The sequence below is a fragment of the Paraconexibacter algicola genome (genome assembly GCF_003044185.1).
Lineage (GTDB): Bacteria > Actinomycetota > Thermoleophilia > Solirubrobacterales > Solirubrobacteraceae > Paraconexibacter > Paraconexibacter algicola.
Window position 1 is genome coordinate 412,970 of the sequence record NZ_PYYB01000003.1, and the last position, 19,899, is coordinate 432,868.

The window sequence follows — 19,899 nt, forward strand, 5'->3', positions numbered from 1 at the left end:
CTGTGCCGGCGAGGGCAGAACCCTACCTTGGACGTGCGCATTTCGACCTCACGCCACGAGTCGGAGCGGCGGAGCGCGGTGCGGGGTCTCCCGCAGCAGCCGCCCGCGCGGGTCGCGGACCTCGAGCACCCCGGCACGTCGTCGTGCGGTGAAGCCGCCCTCGTGCACGAGCCGATGGTGGAACGCGCACAGCAGCACGAGGTTGTCGAGGTCGGTCCGGCCGCCGTGGGCCCAGTGCACGAGGTGGTGCCCGGCGAGCCCGTGGCGACGGTCGCAGCCCGGCATGGCGCAGCAGCGCCCGTCCCCGCGCCTCGAGCGCGCGCCGCAGCGCCGGCGTGATGACCCGCTGGGTCCGCCCGAGGTCGAGCCCGGGGACGGACACCTCGGCGTCGCAGCACAGCCGCCTCGCGAGCTCCGACGGGACCGCCGGGCCGTCCTCCAGCGCGCAGACGTCCCCCGCCCGTGGCTCGTCCCCGGTCGCGCGACAGGCCAGCGCGGCCGGGTCGGCGTGCAGCACCACGTGGGTGCGCGGGGCGCCGCTGCGCGCGAGCTCCGCCAGCGCGTCGGCGCGCCGCGCCACCCGCGAGGGCCGCGCACCGCCGGGCTCGGGCTCCGGGTGCAGCGCCGCCGCGGCGGTCTCCACCGCCTCCACGAACGCGGCCCCGGCGTCCGCGGCCAGGCGGCCGTAGAAGCGGAGCGTGCCGTCGACGTCGAAGAACCACTCGACGCACCGGCGGGCGTGAATCGGACGCGTCGCGGTTCAGCTGAACCGCGACGCGCGCCGCTCAGACCGAGCCGCTGACGATCTCGACCCGGTAGCCGTCGGGGTCGAGCAGGTACCCCGCGTAGTACCGCGGGCCGTACTGGTGGCGCGGCCCGGGAGCGCCGTCGTCCCGGCCGCCGGCGGCGAGACCGGCCTCGTGGGCGGCCTGGACGGCCGCCTTGCCGACCGCCTCGAGCGCCACGTGGCCGTACGCCGGCGCCGGGACGCGGCCGCGCGCGACGATCCAGAACCGCGGGTCGACGCGGCCGTAGGCGACCGCGCCCGGACCCTCGAACTGCCGGCGGCAGCCCAGGGGGAAGAACAGCGCGTCGTAGAAGCGGGCGGAGCGCGCGAGGTCCGCGACCTCGAAGCCGATGTGGGCGATCACGGCTTGGCGCGGCCGATGTCGCGGTGGACGATCTCGGTGAACAGGTCGTCCCGCTCGCCGTAGCGCGCCCCGAGGTGCTCGGTGATCGCGACCGAGCGGTGGCGTCCCCCGGTGCAGCCGATCGCGACCACCAGATGCGTCTTCCCCTCCGCCTGGTACTGGGGGATCAGGAAGTCCAGCAGCGGGATCAGGTGCGCGTAGAACGCGTCGAGGATCCCGTCGCGCGACGCGTACTGGACCACCCGCTCGTCCTTGCCGGTGAGCATGCGCAGCTCGGGGACGTAGTGGGGGTTCGGCAGGAACCGCACGTCGAACGCGAGGTCCGCGTCGCGCGGCGGACCGTGCTTGAAGCCGAAGCTCTCGAACGTCACCGCGAGCTTCGTGACCTTCGTCCGGGGGAGGAACTCGTCGGCGATCCGCTTGCGCAGCGTCGCGCCGTTGATGCCGGTCGAGTCCACCACGGCGTCCGCGCGCTCGCGGACCGGGGCGAGCAGGTCCGCCTCCGCCGCGATGCCCTGCGCGACCGAGCCGCGCGGCGACAGCGGGTGGCGGCGGCGCGTCTCCTTGTAGCGGGTGATGAGCGTGTCCTCCGACGCCTCCAGGAACAGCACCTGGTGGGGCATGTCGCGCGCGCCGAGATCGTCGAGGACCTCGCTGAGGTGCTCGAAGTAGGAGCCGCCGCGCACGTCGCTGACGACCGCCGCCCGCTCGACCTTCGAGCCCTCGTGCAGGAACAGGTCCACCAGCGACCGGATCATCTCCGGCGGCAGGTTGTCGACGCAGAAGTAGCCCGCGTCCTCGAACACGTTCATCGCGGTCGACTTCCCGGCTCCCGAGAAGCCGGTGATGATCACGAGGTCCTCGAGGCGCGGCGCGGGCTCGGACACGCCCCGGATCCTAGCCCGAGGTCCGGTGCAGGAAGGTGTACAGCTCGCGCGCGGTCTTCCCCGGCAGCCCGGGGACCGCCTCGAGCTGCTCGCGGGTGGCCGACAGGACCGCCTCGGGCGAGCCGAAGTGGTTCAGCAGCGTCCGCTTGCGCGCGGCGCCGATGCCGGGCAGGTCGTCGAGGATCGAGGTCGTCATCGCCGCGTCGCGCCGCTGGCGGTGATGGGTGATCGCGAAGCGGTGCGCCTCGTCGCGCACGCGCTGCAGCAGCTGCAGCTCGGGCGTGTCGTGCCGCAGCAGGATCGGCTGCGGCCGGCCGGGGACGAACACCTCCTCGATGCGCTTGGCGAGCGAGATCACCGCGACGCCGCGGTCGAGGAAGCCCTGCAGGGCGGCGGCGCCCGCGGACAGCTGGCCCTTGCCGCCGTCGATGACGATGACGTTCGGCAGCGTCGCGAAGCTCTCGTTGCGCGCCGGGTCGTGCGGGCTGAGGTCCTGCTGGATCTCCCACTGCGCGTAGCGACGCGAGAGCACCTCGTTCATCGAGGCGAAGTCGTCCGGCTTCCCGATCCCCGCCGCCCCGCGGATCTTGAACCGCCGGTAGTCGGACTTCTTCGGCGCGCCGCCCTCGAACACGACCATCGACGCGACCGTGTGGGTCCCCATGAGGTTCGAGATGTCGAAGCACTCGATGCGCAGCGGCAGCGTGTCGAGCCCGAGCGCGTCCTGGAGGCCGTCGAGCGCCTCGACGCGCTGCTGGCGGCGCCGCTCGCTCTTGAGCTTCTCCTGGTCGAGCGCGAGCTTCGCGTTGCGCAGCGCGAGGTCGAGCAGGCGGCGCTTGTCGCCCCGCTCGGCCGCCCGCACCTCGACGGCGGCGCCGCGGCGCTCGGCCAGCAGCTCGGCCATGACGTCGAGGTCCTCGAGCTCGTGCTGGACAATGACCTGTGGCGGCACCGAGATGCCCTCCCCGTAGTACTGCAGGAGGAACTCGAGCGCGACCTCCCCCACGTCCGCTTCGGCGACGTTCTCGAGGTAGAAGCTCTGCCGGTCGCTCAGGACCCCGTCGCGGACCTGGAAGACCTGGGCGTTGGCCTCGGTCCCCTCCAGCGCGATCGCGACGACGTCGAGCGTGCCGACCGCCTCGTTGGAGACGCGCTGCTTCTCCAGCAGGGCCTGCACGCTGCGCAGCCGGTTGCGCTCGAGCGCCGCCTGCTCGAACTCCTGGGCGGCGGCGGCCGCCTTCATCTTGCGCTCGAGGTCGCGCTCGACCTCCTTGAAGCGGCCGGAGAGGAACGCGACGACCCCGTCGATCGACTCCCGGTACTCCTCCTGGCTGACGTAGCCGACGCAGGGAGCCCCGCAGCGCTTGATGTAGTAGTCCAGGCACGGGGAGCCGCTGCGCCGCCCCGGCTCGGCGCCGGTGCACGAGCGGAACAGGAAGACCTTCGTCAGCAGGTCGAGCGTGTTGCGGACGCGCTTGGCGCTCGAGTACGGGCCGAAGTACAGGCGGTTGCGCCGGTGCCGCTCCCGGGTGAAGTAGACCCGCGGGTACGGCTCGTCCATGCTGATCGCGATGTACGGGTAGCTCTTGTCGTCGCGCAGCCGGATGTTGAACTTCGGCCGGTACTGCTTGATGAAGTTCTGCTCGGTGAGGAGCGCCTCGGTCTCGCTGGAGACGAGCAGGCACTGGATGTCCTGCACGGCCCGGACCATGTCCGCGTGGCCCGCCGACTGCGGTCGGCCCGACGTCTTCGTGAAGTGCGAGTTGACCCGCTTGCGGATCGACTTCGCCTTGCCGACGTAGATGACCTTGCCCTTCCCGTCGCGGAACAGGTAGACGCCCGGCCCGTCGGGCAGGGCCTTGCGCTGCTCCTGCAGGCGGGGCTTCTTCGTGGTCGGCGTGGCCATCCCTCGTCCGAGGATACGAACCGCGCCGGGCGGGCAGATCGCCCCCGCTCAGGCGGCCTGCGCCAGCGGCTCCGGATCCGGGGCGAGCGCCACGCGCCCGCGCCCGGCGCGCTTGGCGTCGTAGAGCGCGGCGTCGGCGATCCCGACGAGGTCGTCGAGCAGCCCGGCGTGCGTGGGAGCGTGCGCGATGCCGATCGACAGGCCGACCGCGGGGAGCTCGGGCCGATCGGCGAACGCGCCGGCGAGCCGGTCGAGCAGCTCGACCGCGTGCGCGTGCGCGGTCGCGAGCGGCAGCGGGGTCCAGAGCGCGAACTCGTCGCCGCCCAGACGCCCGGCGGTCCCGTAGCCCTGCAGCAGGTGCGCGACCTCGCCGAGCACGAGATCGCCGACCTGGTGGCCGTGCTCGTCGTTGACCTGCTTGAAGCGGTCGACGTCGACGAGCAGCAGGCAGCCCGCCTGGTGCTCGGTCTCGAGCGCGTCGCGAACCGTGCGCGTCCAGTGGCGGCGGTTGGCGATCCCCGTGAGGTCGTCGCGCTGCGCGAGCCGCTCGAGGTGGGCGATCCGCTGCGCGGTCCCGCCGTCCGCGAGCGTCGCGGAGGCGAGCGCCGCCTGGGTGGCGAGGTCGTCGAGGACGTCGGAGTGCAGCTCGGCGCGCTCGAGCGCACGCTGGAGCAGGGACTGGTCGGCGTCGCCGGAGGTGAGCATCGTGGCGACGACGTTGGCGAGCTGGACGCACGCGACCTCCGCCGACGGGCACGCGTCCCCGGCGGGACCGCCGTGGTGCCAGGCGATCGCGGCGACGACGGCGTCGGGCATCCCCCAGGCGCGGGCGAGCAGGGCGCCGGCCTGCGCGTGGTCGATGCCGAGCTCCTCGCGCTCCAGCGCGACGCGGCGGCTGCCGCCGGGCGCCGCGGTCGCGATCGCGTCGAGGGCCTCGTCCCCGAACGCGCGGGGCAGGACGAGCTTCCCGACGTCGTGGAGCAGCCCGGCGAGGTGCGCGAGGTCGCCGCCGTGGCCGGCGCGGTCGGCGGCGCTCGCGGCGGACAGCGCGACCGACAGGGCGTGCAGGTGCATCTGGCCGTAGGCGGCGCGCCCGTTGCCGCGGCTGCGCTCGAGGAACCGGTAGGTCGCGGTCTCGAGCGTCAGACGGCGCAGCGCGTCGCGGCCGACGAACATCACGGCCTGCCGGATCGACCGGGCGCGGATCGGGTGGGAGCGGCTCGCGGAGTTCGCGAACCGCAGCAGGTTCGCGGCGAACGTCGCGTCGCACTCGAGCGCGGCGATCAGCTGGTCGTTCGTGGCGTCGGGGTCGTCGACGACGGCGAGGATCCGCTGGACGGTCCCGTCGAAGACCGGGAGCCGGCCCAGGTCGTGCAGGGCGGCCTCGCAGCGCGCGGCCGCGGCGTCGTCCAGCTCGGTGGTCCAGTCCTCGTGCGTGCCGTCCATGGCTTCCCTCTGCATCGTCCATCGCCGGTCGATCTTGAGCGCCCGGTGTGGGATGGTGGACCGATGGGAGCGACGACGACCGCCTACCGCACCTGCCCGCTGTGCGAGGCCACCTGCGGACTGGAGCTGACGATCGAGGACGGCGCGGTCACGCGCGTGCGCGGCGACGAGCAGGACGTGTTCAGCCGCGGCTTCCTGTGCCCCAAGGGCGTGTCGCTGCGCGAGCTGCACGAGGACCCCGACCGGCTGCGGATGCCGCTGCTCAAGCAGGCCGACGGCACGCACGTCGAGGTGTCGTGGGACGAGGCGTTCGCCGAGGTCGCCCGGCGGCTGCCGCCGCTGCTGCAGGAGCACGGCCGCGACGCGGTCGCCGCGTACCTGGGCAACCCGTTCGCCCACAACCTCGGGGGGATCTTCTACGGCCGCGTGCTCTTGAAGGCGCTGGGCACGAGGAACGTCTACTCGGCCAGCACCGTGGACCAGTACCCCAAGCAGGTCGCGGCCTCCCACATGTTCGGGACGGCGGGCAGCGTGCCCGTGCCGGACCTCGACCGCACGGACTTCCTGCTCGTCCTCGGCGCGAACCCGCTGGCGTCCAACGGGTCGCTGATGACGGCGCCCGACGTGCGGGGCCGGCTGCGCGCGATGCGCGCCCGCGGCGGGCGGCTCGTCGTGGTCGACCCGCGCCGCACGCGCACCGCGCGCGAAGCGGACACGCACCACTTCATCCGGCCGGGGACCGACGCCTTCCTGCTCGCGGCGATGGTGCACGTGCTGCTCGAGGAGGACCTCGTGGAGCTCGGGCGCGCCGAGGGCCTCGTCCGCGGGCTCGACGAGCTGCGCGAGGCGGTCGCGACCGTGACGCCGGAGCGCGCGGCGGCCGCGACGGGGATCGCCGCGGCGGACATCGTGCAGCTCGCGCGGGACCTCGCGGCAGCCCCGAGCGCCGCGGTGTACGGGCGGATCGGGACGACGACGCAGGTGTTCGGAACGACCGCGAGCTGGCTCGTGGACGTGCTGAACGTGCTGACCGGCAACCTGGACCGGCCGGGCGGCGCGCTGTTCACGACGCCCGCGGCGGGCGGGCCGACGACCAGCGGCGCCGACCCGGAGCGGCCGGGACGCGGCCGCGGGCCGAAGCCCGCGCGGTGGGCCAGCCGGGTGCGGGGGCTCGGCGAGGTGCTCGGCGAGCTGCCGGTCGCCTGCCTGGCGGAGGAGATCGAGACGCCTGGCGAGGGACAGGTCCGGGCGCTGTTCACGGTGGCGGGGAACCCGGTGGTGAGCACGCCCAACAGCGGGCGGCTCGACGCGGCGCTCGCCTCGCTGGACTTCATGGTCAGCGTCGACATCTACCTCAACGAGACGACGCGGCACGCGGACGTGATCCTGCCGGTCCCGTCGCCGTTCGAGCGCTCGCACTTCGATGTGCTGCTCTACTCGTTCGCGGTCCGCGACGTGGCGAACTACTCGGCCCCCGCGATCCCGGCCCCCGACGGCATGCCGGCCGAGTGGGAGACGCTGCTGCGGCTCGTGGGCGCGGTGACCGGCCAGGGCCCCGACGCCGACGTCGCGGCGATCGACGCGTTCGTGGCCGCGCAGGCGGTCGCGCGCGAGGTCGGCACGGTCGGCTCGCCCGCGTTCGGGCTGGATCCCGACGCCGTCGGTCGGGTGCTGGCCGTCGAGTCGGGGCCGGAGCGGCTGCTGGACCTGCTGCTGCGCTGCGGGCCGTACGGGGCGGGCTTCCCGGAGCTGGGCGCGCCCGGGCCGGGGCTGCCGGCCGACGCGACCGTCGCGGACGGGGACGTGCGCCCGGAGGCCGGCCTGTCGCTCGCCGCGCTGCGCGCGGCCCCCCACGGCGTCGACCTCGGACCGCTGAAGCAGCGGCTGCCGGAGGTGCTGCGGATGCCGGACGCGCTGATCGACCTGGCCCCGGCCGCGCTGCTGGCGGACGTCCCCCGGCTGCTCGCCGAGCTCGACGCGCAGGCGGGCGCCGCCGCGGACGGCCCGCTGCTGCTCGTCGGCCGGCGCGACCTGCGGTCGAACAACTCGTGGATGCACAACCTCCCGCTGCTCGTGCGCGGCCGGGCGCGCTGCACCCTGCACGTGCACCCCGACGACGGCGTGCGCCTGGGGCTCGCCGACGGCGCGGAGGCGACCGTGCGGGCACGGACCGGCGAGCTCGTGCTGCCGGTGGAGCTCACCGAGGACGTGATGCCCGGCGTCGTGAGCATCCCGCACGGCTGGGGGCACGGGGTGGCGGGGACGCGGATGGACGTGGCCGGCGCCCACGCCGGGGTCAACTCCAACGTGCTGACCGACGAGCTCGTCGTCGAGCCGCTGACCGGGACCGCGGTGCTCAACGGCATCCCGGTGGACGTCGCGCCGGCGGGTGACGTCGCGGACCGCACCGAGCCGCTCACCGCACCAGCCGGACGGTGAGCTGCGCGGCGCCGAGGCCGCCGATGTCCCCCTGCCCGAGCATCAGCGCGAGGATCCGGGCGACGTAGTCGCGGGTCTCGCTGTACGGGGCGGCGCAGCGGCACGCCTGCACCGCCCCGGGACCGGCGTTGTAGGCGGCGAGCGCCAGCGGGACCGCTGCGAACTGCTGCAGCAGCCGGCGCATCAGGCGGGCCTGCGCGTCAATCGCGGCCGCCGGGTCGAACGGGTCGTGCAGGCCGTACTCCTGCGCCGTCCCCGGCATGAACTGCGCGATCCCGAGCGCTCCCGCGGAGGACCGGGCGTGCGGGTTGAAGTTGCTCTCGGTGCGCAGCTGGGCGGCCAGCAGCACCGCGCCGACGTTCCAGCGCTGCGCCGCCCGGGCGATCATCGGCCGGTAGACCGCCGGCACCCAGGACGGCAGGCCGCTGCCCAGGCCGCGGTCCCCCGACCCGCCGCCCGGCCGCGCGGCGCCGTAGCCGACCGACGCCGTGCCCGGGTTGCGGACGTACCCGTAGTGCCACGAGCACGCATAGCGTGGTACGTGCGCTGGGCGGCGAGGGGGCAGCATGAGCCGCACGAACCACCCCCGCCCCGTCCGCCGAACCGTCCGGCGGCACAGCGGCGACGTCGAGTTCCACATCGACAACGCGATCCGCTCGATCAACCACGTCATCGGCGGCACCCAGGACCCCGCCGTCCGCGCGATCGCCGACCGCATCCGCGTCGACCTCGTCGCCGCGAAGAACGCGAGCGAAGCGCTCATCCGCGCCGCCGGCCGCGAGCACGCCGCCCTCACCGGCAGCCCCACCAAGGGCGGGCACCGATGAGCGCGCACCCGCCCGGCCCGCGCCGCGTCCCCGCCTGGGTGCCCGCCCTCCGCGAGCTCGCCGACCAGCCCGGCGGCATCGCACCGCACGAAGCCGGCCGGCTCGTCCACGCGCACCGCCCCGGCGGCTGCCAGACCCGGAACGCGCGCCCGCTCACCCCCGACGACTGCTGCCAGTGGGTCGACCGCGACGGGCGCGCCGCCCTCCGGCTCCTCGCGCTCCTGCCGAACCCCGCCGCACTGCCCGCACTGCCGCCGGCGCCCGCGCCGCCCACCGCCACCCCCGACCTCGACCCGGAGACCCGATGATCGTCACCAAGACCCTCGCCCGCGAGATCGTCCACGGCCGCAAGACCGAAGCGCGCATCCCCATCCGCACCAGCCCCGACGGCGTCGTCCGACCCTGCCCCTACCGGCCGTCCCCGCCGAACAGCCCGCCGCGCACCTACACCGTCCAGACCCGGACCGGCGGCCCCGAGATCGCCCGGATCGAAGTCCTCAGCAACGCGCGCGCCCGGCTCGCCGACCTCACCTACCCCGACGTGCGCGCCGAAGGGTTCCGCACGACCGCCGCGTTCGCCGACGCGTGGATGACCACCCACGACGCCGCCTGGCCTCCGCGCCAGACATGCGCGCGCTGCGACGGCGACGGCAACGTCGACTGCGCCGACTGCTGGACCACCACCCCGACCGGCCCCTACCGCGCCCACCCCCTCGACGCGCACCCCTGCCCGCTCTGCGACGGCACCGGCGAAACGCTCGCCCCGATCGACGACGACCTCGTCCTCGCCCGCTTCACCGACCGCCACCACGACCAGCGCGTCTGGATCGTCCGGTTCCGGCTCCTCGACGCTCCCCGCCTCCTCGCCTCGGACTCGTCGCACGGCTACACGACCCGGGCGCGCGACGCGCTCCCCGACGAGCCCGAAGCGGTCGACGACGCTACCCTCGAGCACTTCGCCCGCGACGCCGCCGAGCGCCGCGCCGGCGAGCCCGGTCGGCGCGCCGAGCACGCACGGCGGCTCATGCGCGCGAACCAGGAGCGCACGAAACGGCTCCTCGCCGCGGACCCGGCGGCGGTCCTCGCGCTCGAGGAGGCGCGCGCCGCGCGGCTCGCCGCGATCGAACAGCACGCCGACGACGGAAGGAACGCCGCATGACGACCGTGGACCGCAACCCCCAGATGGACGACCAAGGAGCGACGCCTCACGAGCAGTACTGGCGCGAGGCGCAGCAGGCGATGGCCCGCGAGCGTGACAAGGCGCGCGTCGAGGTCAAGCTGCTGCGCGCTGCGCTTGAACACGCCGCCGAAATCGCCCGGGACGCGGCAGCCATGCGGTGCACGTGCGAGGGTTACTACACGTGCAACCGCTGCCTGCACGACATCGCCAACCGGGCCGAGGACGCAGCCGAGTTCCTCGGTCATGTCCTCCAAGGCGACGAGGCCACGCTCGACAACCTGCGCGTCACCTACGGCATCTGCGGGGGTTCCGGCGAGCCGATGCAGCGGGACGACGTCCCGTACGTCCCCGCCGCCCTGCTGGACGAGGCGCGCGGCGGCTTCGAGCGGCTGCAGGGCATCCGCTACGCCGAAGTCGTCGCCATAGCGCTGACTGCTGCTTCGACCGAGGACGGGGACAACCCCCACATGGACCAGAAGGGGAGCGATGACTGATCGCCGCTGCAAGGCTGACCGATTCCCACCGCAGGTCATTGACGCGATGGTCCGCTACGCCGCCGAACCGGTCGATGACGACGGTCACACCGACTGCTACTACGCCGGGATGCTGGACGCCGCCCTCCGTGTGATGGCCGAGCCGCACCCGGACGAGGTCGCGGCCATGCTGGACCCGCTCGGTATCGAGCTTCCTTCCGCTTCGACCGAGGACGGGGGCGTCACCGGCGTCCAGGCTCCCGCCGGGCGCAGTCGCGCCGCGCGTATGGCCGCGGAGTTCAACACGCACCCGAACAGCCTGGGACCTGCGCACGTCCGCGCCCTCGCCGCGACGCTCATGGGCGAGGAGTCCCAGGAGCTACTGGTCGAGTTGACCGGCGACGAGGCCGACCGCAGCAAGATCGCGCGCGAACTGGCGGACGTGACCTACGTCGCCTACACGATCGCTTGGAGCTACGGCATCGACCTCGACGCCGCGCTGCGCGAGATCCATCGTGCGGCGATGGACAAGATCCATGCCAACGTTCGCCGCGAGGGCGACGGGAAGATCATCAAGCCGCCCGGCTTCGTGCCCCCGGACATGACCCGCGCTGTCGAACGCGGCCTCTCTTCGACCGAGGACCGGGGCGACGATGCCTGAGGTCGCCCGGATGTACCCGACCATTCGTGAGTGGCTTCGCGGCGGCACGGTCGCCACCGAACCCCTGATTGTCGAGCTGCTCCACGCCATCAACCACGCTGACGCTGGGGGTAGCTTCCGCGCAAGCCAAGGCAAGCCGTTCTGCGGCGAGTGTCACGTCTGGCGTAGCCAGCAGCATCGTTCCGCCCCTTCGACCGAGGACGGGGGCGTCGCATGACCGCTCACGATCACCGGACGTTCGTTCCGGGCTGCTATCGCTGTGAACTCGGCCGCGACGAGGCGATGGACGCCCTCGTGGCCGAGCGTGACGAAGCTCTGGCCGAGGTCGAGACGGCATGGACGGAGGGCTATGACGCCGCCGTCCACATGCTGCGCGTTGGCGCGTCGTGCGCGAGCGGGCAGACGGAGCAGGCGCTTGGCCAAGCGGCAGACGTCGTCGCGCGGTGCCGCGACGAGCAACACGACTGGTGGGTCCGCCATCGCCCTACTTCGACCGAGGACCGGGGTGAAGCCGATGCGTAGCCGCTGCGGCGTCGTCAACGGCGACGAGTACGAATGCGCCCTGTGTGGCGGGCTGGTGCCGAACCCGGAGGGCACGCTCTCGGCGGCGTCGACGACATGGTGCGCGGAGGCGCAGCAGCAGGCCGCGATCCGGCTTCGGGACGACGCCCCTTCGACCGACGAGGAGGGGAGCGCGTGAGCCTGCGACACGGGCGACTCGCCCACATGATCGACGAGATCCGCGACCACATCCGCGACCACCCACAAGCACACGTCCTCATCGCGAGCCGATCGCTCACCCCCGACGACCTCGCACCACACCCGCCCGGCGCACGCGTCCGGCATGACCGCATCGACCTCGCCGATGGCGGCACCGTCCGGTTCGTCCGCAGCCCCGCAGGCGGACGAGGACGCGCCGTCGACGCCGCATACGTCGACAGCGACACGCCGACGAGCGTCATCGCCGCGATCGCACCGTGCATCGCCGCCGTATCCCGAGGCGCGTAGACGCCCGCCGACCCGCCCGCTACCCTACGAACCGAGCCCGGCCAGCGCCCCGCCACGAGGCGCGCCACGAGCAACACGCGCTCTAGCCCCGGCACGCCCACACCCAGGCACCCCGGCCGCCCCGCGACGGCCACGCAACACCCCCGAACACCACGGACCCAACCCCAGAGGGGGGGTACCCATGACCCAAGCACGCCCACACGGGAACCCCGCGGTTCCGGTCCCCCCCCCTAGCGGGGAAACGGGCGCTGGTCGGCGGCCGAGCAACGTCGTGCGGGGGTACGGGGCGGCGCACAAGCGGCTGCGTCGGCGGCTCGCGTCGCAGGTCGCGTCGGGCACGGTTCCGTGCGCGCGGTGCGGCGAGTTGATCGCGCCGGGCGAGCCGTGGGATCTCGGCCACGATGACTTCGACCGGTCCCGGTACTCGGGGCCGGAGCACGCGCGGTGCAACCGCGCGACGGCAGGGCGGCGCAAGCGACCGGCGTCGCGGGTCTGGTAGATGGCCCGGGCGCGGAAGCAGTCGGTGCGCGCAGCGGTGCTGCGCGACCTCGCAGCGATCAGGAAGGCGGACGCGGCGCTCGCTGATGGTGGGCTCGCCGCGCTGGCCGTGTCGCTGGCCGAGCAGATGGACTCTCCGGGCACGACCGGGACGGAGCGCGCGTCGTGCGCTCGCGCGTTGACGCAGGCGCTCGCGGAGTTGCGCGAGCTCGCGCCGCCGAAGAAGAAGGAGGACGCGGTCGATGAGCTCAAGCAGCGGCGGGAGCAGCGCCGGCGCGCTGCTGATGGGGGCGCAGGAACCTAGAGTCCGGGTCGTTCCGCCGTACGTGTCGTCGGCGGGCGCGGAGATCATCGAGTGCGCCGAGCTCGCCGGCCTGCATCTCGATCCGTGGCAGCGCGCGACGCTGACCGACGCGTGCGGCGAGCGGGCGGACGGCCGTTGGTCCGCGTACGAGGTCGGGCTCGCCGTGTCGCGGCAGAGCGGGAAGGGCTCGATCCTCGAGGCGCGCGAGCTCTGCGGCGCGTTCGTGTTCGGGGAGCGGCTGATCATCCACTCGGCGCACGAGCAGGCGACGAGCTCGGAGCACTTCCGGCGGCTGCTGATCCTCATCGAGAGCGTCCCGGACTTCGACCAGCGCGTGCGGCGCGTCGTCAAGGGCAAGGGCTCGGAGGCGATCGAGCTCAAGTCGGGGGAGCGCATCCTCTTCAAGACCCGGACCGGGGGCGGCGGTCGCGGCCTGACCGGGGACCTCGTCGTGCTCGACGAGGCGATGATCCTGCCCGAGCAGACCGTCGGCGCGCTCGTGCCGACGATGGCCGCGCGCTCGCTGGTCGGGAACCCGCAGATCTGGTACGCCGGGTCGGCGGTCGACAAGACGGTTCACGAGCACGGGCTCGTCTTCTCGCGCGTCCGGTCGCGCGCGCTCGAGCAGGCGGCGCGCGTCGCGTGGTTCGAGTGGTCGCTCGACCTCGCGTCCCCGGACGAGGTCACGCCGGAGATCGCGTCGGACCCGGAGAACTGGGCGAGGACGAACCCGGGGTTCGGTCGCCGGATCTCGCTCGAGCATGTCGCGTCGGAGCAGAGCGGCGCGCTGGGGCCGCGGACGTTCGCGGTCGAGCGGCTCGGGGTCGGCGACTGGGAGGAACCCGACGCCGTGAAGGACCAGGGGCTCGACTACGAGCTATGGCTCGCGCTCGAGGACCGCGCGAGCCGCCCGCTCGATCCGGTGTCGTTCGCGTACGACGTGACCCCGGACCGCGGGTACTCGGCGATCGCCGCCGGGGGGATGCGCGCGGACGGGCTCGGGCACGTCGAGATCATCGAGCACGCGGCCGGCACGCACTGGGTCGTCGATCGGCTCGTCGCGCTGAACGCGAAGCATCGGCCGCACGAGGTCGTCTGCGACGAGCGGTCGCCGGCGATGTCGCTCGTCGACGACCTGCGCGCCGCCGGCGTGAACGTTCGGACGCTCTCGGCGTCCGAGCACGCCCAGGCGTGCGGCCAGTTCGCCGACGCCGTGAACGACCCGAACGGAGGGACGATGCGTCACCTCGGATCACCCGAACTGAACGCCGCGGCGCGCGGCGCCGTGAAGCGCCCGCTCGGCGACGCGTGGGCGTGGTCGCGTCGCAACTCGAAGGTGGACATCTCGCCGATCGTGGCGGGCACGCTGGCGTACGCGTCGGCGCGGCGCGCGGCGCAGTCGGCCCCGTGGGTCGGGGCGTACTGATGCCGCTGTTCCGTCGCCGTCGGGCGAACGACGAGGTCAAGTCCGTCGACGTGCTCCCCGAGGCGTTCTGGGAGTACCTGCAGTCCGCGCCGCAGCTGCGGAACCCGCACGCGGAGGACGCGGTCGGGCTCCCGGCGCTGCTCGCCGTGATCCGGCTGCTCGCGCACAGCGCGGGCATGGTGCCGATCCACGTCCTGCGTGACGGCGACGTGCGCGAGCCGGCGCGGGATACGTGGCAGTGGGCGCGGATGACGCGCCGGCCCGGCCCCGCCCCGCTGACCCCGTTCGCGCTGACCGCGGACCTCGCCGCGAACTTCGCGGGCCGCGGGAACGCGTACGTGCGCCTCTTCCTCCCGGACGGGCGGCCCGCACCGGATCGGCCGACGGTCCTCGCGATGCGGTCGCTCGACGCGGGGAAGGTGAAGCCGCGGATCTCCGCGACCGGGGACGTCGTGTTCGACGACGGCACCGGCGAGAACGTCGTGAGCCGGGGGACGCGCGAGGTCTTGCAGGTGCGGTCGTTCAGCCTCGGGGACGGGCTCGAGGGGCTCTCGCCGATCACGGCGGCGCGCCTGATGATCACCGGGGCGCTCGACCGGCAGCGGCTCGAGAGCAGCCATCTGCAGAACGGGTACGCGCCGGGGTTCGGCGTGCAGTTCCCGCCCGGCGTGAGCAAGGCGCAGGCGGACGAGTGGCTCGAAGCTACGGAGGCGAAGCATCGCGGGTCGAGCAAGGCGGGGAAGATCCTCGCGGTCGGCGGCGGCGCGACGCTCCTCAGCGTCCCGGTGTCGCTGCGGGACGCGCAGTTCGCCGAGCTCACGAAGCTGACCATCGAGCAGTGCTGCGCGATGTACCAGGTGCCCCTGTCGTTCTTCGTCGCCGGCGCCGCCCCGTCCGAGGACGACTGGCGGTTCCTGACGACGTTCGCGCTCGGCCCGTTCTTCACGGCGTACACGCAGGCGCTGAACGCGTCCGATCAGCTGTTCCCCGAGCGCGGCGAACCGCTGTTCACGGAGGCGCTCACGGACGCGCTGCTGCGACCGGACACGCCGACCCGCTACGAGATGTACCGGATCGCGCGGCAGGGCGGCTGGATCACCGCGAACGAGGTCCGGCGCAAGGAGAACTTCCCGGACGTCCCGGGCGGCGACTCGATCCAGGAGACCCCGGTCGGGGGCGCGCCGAACGCGTCGTCCGGCCCGACCCCGCCGGCCGATCCGGCGGGCACACCGTAGACCGAGGAGGTCACGCTCATGTCCAGCACCGCGAAGCGGACGAACGAGATCAAGTCGTTCGGGATGAAGGTCACGGCGACCGAGGAGGACGGCACCTTCGAGGGGTACGCCGCCGTGTTCGGGAACGTCGACCGCGGCAACGACATCATCGAGCCGGGCGCGTTCACGAAGACGCTGCAGGAGAACCCGGAGGTCCCGATCCTCTGGTCGCACGACCACACCCTGCCGCCGATCGGCGTGTCGACGTCGATGAAGCAGGACGAGCACGGTCTGCACGTCACCGGCCGCCTGTTCCTCGAGGGCGCGCGCGCCCGGGAGGTTCACGCCGCGATGAAGGGCGGCGGCCTCAAGGGACTGAGCATCGGGTACCGGACGATCCAGCGGTCGTTCGAGAAGGGCGTCCGGCACCTGAAGGAGCTCAAGCTCTCCGAGTTCAGCCCGGTCGTGTTCCCGATGAACGAGCTCGCCGGCGTGGACGCCGTGAAGAGCTACGGGCTCTGGGGCGCCGCGGAGAGCGGTGTCGGCGAGCTCCTCGAGATGATCGCGTGCGGCACGCGGTTCATGGTGTGCGAGGTCTCGGAGGGCGACGCGGCGGACGCCTCGCGGATGCAGGGCATCCTCGGGTCGCTGTCGAAGCTGCTCGCCTCGGAGATCGCGCAGGTCGCCGCCGGTGAAGGGCAGCCGGAGAGCGACCAGGCCGACGCCGTGAGCGTCGCCTACGACGAGATGATGAGCGCCCCCGTGCGGGACGCGATCAAGAGCCTCGAGGCACTCCTCGAGCCCCCGGCCGACCGCGAGGTCACCGAGGGCGACGACGGAGCCGCCCGTATCGCCGGGGAGCCGGACGTCGCGTCCACTCTGCAGGCGTTCCGTGACCGTGTCCTGCGGGACGCGGCCTAACCCCCACAGACAGAGGAGGATCGGGTATGTCCGATCTGCAGGGCGAGCTCAAGAAGCTCGCCGACGACCTCCACTCGACGTTCGAGTCCGAGTTCAAGGGCCGGATGGAGCAGGCCGAGCAGGAGGCGAAGAAGCACGGCGAGGAGTTCGCCGAGACGAAGGCCGCGGTCGACCGCGTGCAGGACCGCCTCGACGAGATCGAGGTCAAGTTCCAGCAGGCGACGCTCGCCCCCGCGGCGCGCGCCGGCGAGGCGCCGCAGGAGGTCAAGGACTTCCTCGGGTTCGTCCGGTCCGGCAAGCTGCCGGAGGAGACCAAGGTCATGGCGCTGCGCGACGAGTCGCTCGGCGGCGTCCTCGCTCCCGCGGAGTACATCGCGGAGGTGATCAAGGGCATCGTGCAGTACAGCCCGATCCGGAACGTCGCGCGCGTCCGGCAGACCTCCCGCACGTCCGTGCAGGCCCCGAAGCGCACCGGCAACTTCGCCGCGCAGTGGGTCGACGAGATCGCGACGCGCACGGAGACCACCGGGCGCACGTACGGGCTCGAGGAGATCCCGACCCACGAGCTCTACGCTCGCGTGATCGTGTCCAACTGGGACCTCGAGGACCCGGTCGTCAACCTCGAGGCCGACCTCAACGACGCGATGAGCGAGCAGTTCGGCGTCGCGGAGGGCAGCGCGTTCGTGACCGGCAACGGCGTCAAGAAGCCCGAGGGCTTCCTGACGAACGCGGACATCGAGCTCGTCCCGAACGGCGGCGCGTCGTTCGCGTCGGCGGACAAGCTGATCGACCTCCAGTTCGCGCTCAAGGAGCAGTACTGGCAGAACGCGTCCTGGGCGCTGAACCGGCTGTCGCTGCGCGACATCCGCAAGCTCAAGGACACGACGAACAACTACATCTGGGCGCCGGGTCTCGGCCCCGGTGCCGGCATCACCGGCCAGATCCCCGCGACGATCCTCGGGTCGCCGTACACGATCTGCCCGGACATGCCGACCGCCGCGAGCAACGCGAAGACCGTCACCTACGGCGACTTCCAGAAGGCGTACTGGATCGTGGACCGCATCGAGATGTCGATGCTCCGCGACCCGTTCAGCGCGGCCGGGAACGGGCAGGTCATCCTGCACGCCCGCAAGCGCGTCGGCGGGCAGGTCGTCCTGTCCGAGGCCCTCAAGACGCTGCAGATGGCGTAGAAGGGAGTCAGCGATCATGCCCTCTCGCGAGAACGCGCTCCACCAGGACCCGAAGACCACCCTCGCCCCGCAGTCGATCGGTGGTGCCGTGACCGGTACCGGCGTCGACCTGGCCGGCTGCGAGGCCGCGACGATCATCGTCGAGACCGGGGCGGCCTCGACGGTCGCCACGATCAAGGTGCAGGAGTCGGACGACAACTCGACGTTCACGGACGTCGCCGACGCGGACCTGATCGGCCTGACCGGCAACCCGTCCGGGTTCGCGACGACCGCGTCGTCGATCCGGAAGGTCGCGTACGTCGGCGGCAAGCGGTACGTGCGCGTGTCGACGACCGCCGGCTCGGCCGCGCTGCTGTCGGCGTGCGTCGTCCGCACGCGGCTGCGTCACGTCGGCGGCGTCGCCGTCTAGCACCGACCCCCCCGGCGCTCGAGCGCCCCGCCCCCGCCGCGGCCTGACCGGGTCGCGGCGCGGGGGTCGGGGCGCCGCGCGCCCGACCCCGGAAGGCAGGACCAGATGAAGATCAAGATGACCGAGGACGCGCCCGGGAGCCCGGACGGCGTCCGCGTCGAGCAGTACGAGAAGGGCGAGACCTACGAGGTCCCGGACGCGCTCGGCGAGGCGCTCGTCGACCACGGGTTCGCGAAGGCGATCGGCCGGCGCCCGAGCGCCGCGGAGAAGGACGCCGAGAAGGACGCCGACGCGGAGAAGGACGCCGACGCGGAGAAGGACGCCGACGCGGTCGAGGACTCCGCGCCCGCGGCGCCGGTCGAGGACAAGCAGGACAAGCCCGCGAAGGCGGAGGCGTAGCAGGACGATGGACGTCAGCGTCGACGCGACCCTCATCGCCGACGCGGGGGGAACCTCGCGCCCGGTGCGTGTCGGTGGCCCCGACTCGGACTTCGCCACCGGGGCGACCGGGGCGGCGACGCAGACGACCCTCGCAGCGGTCCTCGCCGAGCTCGCAGGGAAGCTCGAACCGAGCGATCTCGCGGCGCTCGCGACGGCGGCGAAGCAGGACGAGACCCGCGCGGTGCTCGCCGCGATCGCGGACGCGCTCGCCGGCACGCTCACCGTGACCGGGAGCGTGAGCACCGGCGGGCTGACCGACGGGCAGTTGCGCGCCGCGCCGGTGCCGGTCGCGACCGGCGCTGTCGCGCTCGACGCCGCGACCCTCGCCGCGCTCGAGAGCATCCAGGCCGCGGTGGCGGGCACGGTCGCGCTCGACGCGACGACCCTCGCCGCACTGGAACAGATCACGGTCTCGGGCGAGGTCGCGCTGACGTCCGGCACGCTCGCCGCATTGGAGTCGGTCACGGCGGCCGTGACGGGCACGGTCGATCTCGGGGCGGGCACGCTCGCCGCGCTCGAGTCCGTGACGGCGACGATCGCCGGGTCGGTCGCGGTCACCGGCCCGCTGACGGACGCGCAACTGCGCGCGTCCGCGGTCCCCGTGAGCGCCGCCGCGCTGCCGCTCCCCGCCGGGGCGGCGACCGAAGCAACGCTCGCCGGCCGGTACGCGGGCGGGAAGCTCGCCGCGGTCGCGACCGTCACCGCGTCCGGGGACACGACGATCGTCACCCCGGCAGCCGGGAAGGCGATCCGCCTCTACTGGATCACGGCGATCAACGACCCCGACGAGGCGACATCCCCGCTGATCCGCGTGTCGCTCGGATCGAGCGAGGTCTACCGCGGCTACGCGATCTCCCACTGGGAAGTCTTCACCGGCGCGACCAACGCGCCGCTCACCGTCAACCTCAGCGGCGCCGCCTCGGTCGCCGTCACCGCGCACTACCAGGAGATCACCCCGTGACCCGACCCGACGGCATCCGCATCCCGCATCTTCCGCAGCGTCGCCCGTCCGCGTCCGGCCGGCGCACCCACCTGTTCATGGCCATGCACGCGGTCGTGGAGCCCGACGGGTCGGTCGCGTGGCAGGAGGACGACTGGGGCGTCAACGCGCTCCACGACGCCGGTGAGCAGTCGATGCTGAACGTGTACCTGCGCGAGCAGGCGAACCCGACGAAGTTCCTCGCCCTGCTCAACGACGCGACCGTCGCGGAGACCGACGGCACCATGAGCGCGGTCACGGAGGCGAAGACGCCCGGGTCGGACGGGTACTCGCGCCAGCAGATCCTGTCGACCGACTGGACGGACAACGGTCTCGTCGGCGGCGACTACCGGTTCAGCGCGGCGGAAGAGACGTTCGGGCCGATCAGCGGGACGGCGATGACCGTGACGCACTCCGCGATCTGCACGACCTCGACCGGTGCCGGTCTGCTGCTCGCGACTCTCGCGACGAGCGCGACGACCACGGTGGCGGTCAACCAGAGCTTCAAGGTCATCTTCCGCTGGACGCAGCAGTAGCCC

At 73.1% G+C, this 19,899-nt stretch carries 24 protein-coding genes; 18 read left to right on the plus strand and 6 right to left on the minus strand.

The window, feature by feature from the left end:
- Window positions 1-48: 48 nt before the first annotated feature.
- The 5 genes from C7Y72_RS24295 to C7Y72_RS19065 all read right to left on the minus strand — a co-directional run bounded on the left by C7Y72_RS24295 (window position 49) and on the right by C7Y72_RS19065 (window position 5,405).
- A complete protein-coding gene (locus C7Y72_RS24295; protein WP_199224012.1) occupies window positions 49-285 on the minus strand; it encodes an HNH endonuclease signature motif containing protein in 237 nt (78 codons plus the stop codon).
- A gap of 500 nt (window positions 286-785) precedes the next feature.
- On the minus strand, window positions 786-1,151 hold the full coding sequence (locus C7Y72_RS19050; protein WP_107570770.1) for a VOC family protein: 366 nt from the start codon (window positions 1,149-1,151) through the stop codon (window positions 786-788).
- Complete coding sequence (rapZ, locus tag C7Y72_RS19055; RefSeq protein ID WP_233243931.1) at window positions 1,148-2,038, minus strand: RNase adapter RapZ; 891 nt, start codon at window positions 2,036-2,038, stop codon at window positions 1,148-1,150. Before rapZ ends, C7Y72_RS19050 begins: the two co-directional genes overlap by 4 nt.
- Window positions 2,039-2,048: 10 nt before the next feature.
- Window positions 2,049-3,944, minus strand: coding sequence for an excinuclease ABC subunit UvrC (gene uvrC / locus C7Y72_RS19060; RefSeq protein ID WP_107570772.1), 1,896 nt, complete (start codon window positions 3,942-3,944; stop codon window positions 2,049-2,051).
- Window positions 3,945-3,992: 48 nt separating this feature from the next.
- Complete coding sequence (locus tag C7Y72_RS19065; protein ID WP_107570773.1) at window positions 3,993-5,405, minus strand: GGDEF domain-containing protein; 1,413 nt, start codon at window positions 5,403-5,405, stop codon at window positions 3,993-3,995.
- A 48-nt stretch (window positions 5,406-5,453) separates the two neighbouring features.
- On the opposite strand from C7Y72_RS19065, the gene C7Y72_RS19070 reads away from it, so the two are divergent.
- Window positions 5,454-7,829 (plus strand): molybdopterin-dependent oxidoreductase, encoded by a 2,376-nt coding sequence (locus C7Y72_RS19070; RefSeq protein WP_107570774.1) that lies wholly within the window; start codon window positions 5,454-5,456, stop codon window positions 7,827-7,829.
- Here the strand turns inward: C7Y72_RS19070 and C7Y72_RS19075 are convergent.
- Window positions 7,807-8,397 carry a lytic transglycosylase domain-containing protein gene (locus C7Y72_RS19075; RefSeq protein ID WP_158276939.1) on the minus strand — a complete coding sequence of 197 codons (591 nt, stop codon included), beginning with the start codon at window positions 8,395-8,397 and terminating at the stop codon, window positions 7,807-7,809. The genes C7Y72_RS19070 and C7Y72_RS19075 overlap by 23 nt on opposite strands.
- Here C7Y72_RS19075 and C7Y72_RS23510 point away from each other — a divergent pair.
- From C7Y72_RS23510 to C7Y72_RS19160, 17 genes are all read left to right on the plus strand, one after another.
- Window positions 8,396-8,656, plus strand: coding sequence for a hypothetical protein (locus C7Y72_RS23510; RefSeq protein WP_158276940.1), 261 nt, complete (start codon window positions 8,396-8,398; stop codon window positions 8,654-8,656). The two genes, C7Y72_RS19075 and C7Y72_RS23510, sit on opposite strands and share 2 nt — an antisense overlap.
- On the plus strand, window positions 8,653-8,964 hold the full coding sequence (locus tag C7Y72_RS19080; protein WP_107570776.1) for a hypothetical protein: 312 nt from the start codon (window positions 8,653-8,655) through the stop codon (window positions 8,962-8,964). Before C7Y72_RS23510 ends, C7Y72_RS19080 begins: the two co-directional genes overlap by 4 nt.
- Window positions 8,961-9,815 carry a hypothetical protein gene (locus C7Y72_RS19085; protein WP_107570777.1) on the plus strand — a complete coding sequence of 285 codons (855 nt, stop codon included), beginning with the start codon at window positions 8,961-8,963 and terminating at the stop codon, window positions 9,813-9,815. Before C7Y72_RS19080 ends, C7Y72_RS19085 begins: the two co-directional genes overlap by 4 nt.
- A complete protein-coding gene (locus tag C7Y72_RS19090; RefSeq protein ID WP_107570778.1) occupies window positions 9,812-10,330 on the plus strand; it encodes a hypothetical protein in 519 nt (172 codons plus the stop codon). Before C7Y72_RS19085 ends, C7Y72_RS19090 begins: the two co-directional genes overlap by 4 nt.
- Window positions 10,323-10,970, plus strand: coding sequence for a pyrophosphohydrolase domain-containing protein (locus C7Y72_RS19095; protein ID WP_107570779.1), 648 nt, complete (start codon window positions 10,323-10,325; stop codon window positions 10,968-10,970). Before C7Y72_RS19090 ends, C7Y72_RS19095 begins: the two co-directional genes overlap by 8 nt.
- A gap of 213 nt (window positions 10,971-11,183) precedes the next feature.
- A complete protein-coding gene (locus C7Y72_RS19105; protein WP_107570781.1) occupies window positions 11,184-11,492 on the plus strand; it encodes a hypothetical protein in 309 nt (102 codons plus the stop codon).
- Window positions 11,476-11,670, plus strand: coding sequence for a hypothetical protein (locus C7Y72_RS19110; protein WP_107570782.1), 195 nt, complete (start codon window positions 11,476-11,478; stop codon window positions 11,668-11,670). Before C7Y72_RS19105 ends, C7Y72_RS19110 begins: the two co-directional genes overlap by 17 nt.
- Window positions 11,671-11,696: 26 nt before the next feature.
- Window positions 11,697-11,978 carry a hypothetical protein gene (locus C7Y72_RS19115; protein ID WP_107570783.1) on the plus strand — a complete coding sequence of 94 codons (282 nt, stop codon included), beginning with the start codon at window positions 11,697-11,699 and terminating at the stop codon, window positions 11,976-11,978.
- Window positions 11,979-12,477: 499 nt separating this feature from the next.
- Window positions 12,478-12,780 carry a hypothetical protein gene (locus tag C7Y72_RS19125; protein ID WP_107570785.1) on the plus strand — a complete coding sequence of 101 codons (303 nt, stop codon included), beginning with the start codon at window positions 12,478-12,480 and terminating at the stop codon, window positions 12,778-12,780.
- A complete protein-coding gene (locus C7Y72_RS23515) occupies window positions 12,719-14,206 on the plus strand; it encodes a terminase (protein ID WP_158276941.1) in 1,488 nt (495 codons plus the stop codon). The genes C7Y72_RS19125 and C7Y72_RS23515 overlap by 62 nt, the downstream gene beginning before the upstream one ends.
- Window positions 14,206-15,441, plus strand: coding sequence for a phage portal protein (locus tag C7Y72_RS19130; protein ID WP_158276942.1), 1,236 nt, complete (start codon window positions 14,206-14,208; stop codon window positions 15,439-15,441). Before C7Y72_RS23515 ends, C7Y72_RS19130 begins: the two co-directional genes overlap by 1 nt.
- An 18-nt stretch (window positions 15,442-15,459) precedes the next feature.
- Entirely contained in the window at window positions 15,460-16,341 is an 882-nt protein-coding gene (locus C7Y72_RS19135; protein WP_107570787.1) for an HK97 family phage prohead protease, read from the plus strand.
- A gap of 26 nt (window positions 16,342-16,367) precedes the next feature.
- Window positions 16,368-17,531: a phage major capsid protein gene (locus C7Y72_RS19140; RefSeq protein WP_107570788.1), complete on the plus strand. Its 1,164-nt coding sequence runs from the start codon at window positions 16,368-16,370 to the stop codon at window positions 17,529-17,531.
- A 16-nt stretch (window positions 17,532-17,547) separates the two neighbouring features.
- A complete protein-coding gene (locus tag C7Y72_RS19145) occupies window positions 17,548-17,940 on the plus strand; it encodes a hypothetical protein (RefSeq protein ID WP_107570789.1) in 393 nt (130 codons plus the stop codon).
- A 105-nt stretch (window positions 17,941-18,045) separates the two neighbouring features.
- Window positions 18,046-18,339 carry a hypothetical protein gene (locus C7Y72_RS19150; RefSeq protein ID WP_107570790.1) on the plus strand — a complete coding sequence of 98 codons (294 nt, stop codon included), beginning with the start codon at window positions 18,046-18,048 and terminating at the stop codon, window positions 18,337-18,339.
- Window positions 18,340-18,346: 7 nt separating this feature from the next.
- On the plus strand, window positions 18,347-19,342 hold the full coding sequence (locus C7Y72_RS19155; protein WP_107570791.1) for a hypothetical protein: 996 nt from the start codon (window positions 18,347-18,349) through the stop codon (window positions 19,340-19,342).
- Window positions 19,339-19,896, plus strand: coding sequence for a phage tail fiber protein (locus C7Y72_RS19160; RefSeq protein ID WP_107570792.1), 558 nt, complete (start codon window positions 19,339-19,341; stop codon window positions 19,894-19,896). Before C7Y72_RS19155 ends, C7Y72_RS19160 begins: the two co-directional genes overlap by 4 nt.
- Window positions 19,897-19,899 lie beyond the last annotated feature (3 nt).